Here is a 1313-nt window from a genome sequence, read left to right as displayed (position 1 = left end):
CGGCGCCAAGACCACCGCGGAGGCGCTGGCCGGACTGGACGAGGCGTCCGCGGAGTCCTTCCCGGCCAGCGTCCCGGTCGCGTTCAGCCACGCCCGCGCCGGCGCCAAACCACGCACCCCATGCTGCGACGGCACCGAGCACGAGTGGCCGTCGGCGGCCGCCGCCGTCGAACTGGCCGACGGCACCCGCACCGAGGTCGACAACGGGCACGTGGTGATCGCCGCGATCACCTCCTGCACCAACACCTCCAACCCCTCGGTGATGGTGGGCGCCGCGCTGCTGGCCAAGAAGGCGGTGGAGAAGGGCCTGTCACGCAAGCCGTGGGTGAAGACCACGCTTGCCCCCGGGTCGCGAGTGGTCACCGACTACTACGACCGGGCCGGTTTGACGCCGTATCTGGACAAGCTCGGCTTCAACCTGGTCGGCTACGGCTGCACCACCTGCATCGGCAACTCCGGACCGCTGATCCCCCAGGTGAGCAAGGCCGCCCTCGACAACGATCTGACCATCTGCTCGGTGCTGTCCGGCAACCGCAACTTCGAGGGCCGCATCCACCCGGAGGTCCGGATGAATTTCCTGGCATCCCCTCCCCTGGTGGTGGCCTATGCGCTGGCCGGCTCCCTGCGGGTCAACCTGCTGCACGATCCGATCGGCACCGGCAGTGACGGCCAACCGGTGTACCTGCGCGACATCTGGCCCACAACAGCCGAGATCGACGCGATCGTCAACGACAGCCTGCAGGCCGAGATGTTCACCAACAGCTACGCCGACGTGTTCACCGGCGACGAGCGGTGGCGCAGCCTGCCGGTCCCCGACAGCGACACCTTCTCCTGGAGCCCAGATTCCACCTATGTGCGTCAGCCGCCGTACTTCGACGGCATGACCCCGCAACCCCAGCCGGTCGCCGACATCACCGGGGCGCGGGTGCTGGCCAAGCTGGGCGACTCGGTCACCACCGACCACATCAGCCCGGCCGGGTCGATCAAATTCGACTCGCCCGCCGGAAAGTACCTCTCCGAACACGGTGTCGAGCGCAAGGACTTCAATTCCTACGGTTCGCGGCGGGGAAACCACGAGGTGATGATTCGCGGCACGTTCGCCAACGTCCGGTTGCGCAACGCGCTGGCACCGGGCACCGAGGGCGGTTTCACCCGGGACTTCACCCAGACCTCCCAAGACGGCGAAGCGCTGGTCACCACCATCTACGACGCGTCAGTGAACTACATCGCGGCGGGCATCCCGCTGGTGATCCTGGCCGGCAAGGAGTACGGGTCCGGCTCGTCGCGGGACTGGGCGGCCAAGGGCACCGTGC

General features: G+C 68.0%; 1 protein-coding gene. It reads left to right on the top strand.

Annotation, left to right across the window (positions count from 1 at the left end; translation table 11 throughout):
- A partial coding sequence (locus tag AC2VON_RS23845; RefSeq protein WP_486955065.1) for an aconitase family protein occupies nt 1-1313 on the top strand: 1313 nt, incomplete at both ends.

Source organism: Mycobacterium sp. TH-M82, assembly GCF_057473605.1.
Note: the sequence above shows the minus strand (reverse complement) of the source record. Positions and strands in the feature narration are given on the sequence as shown.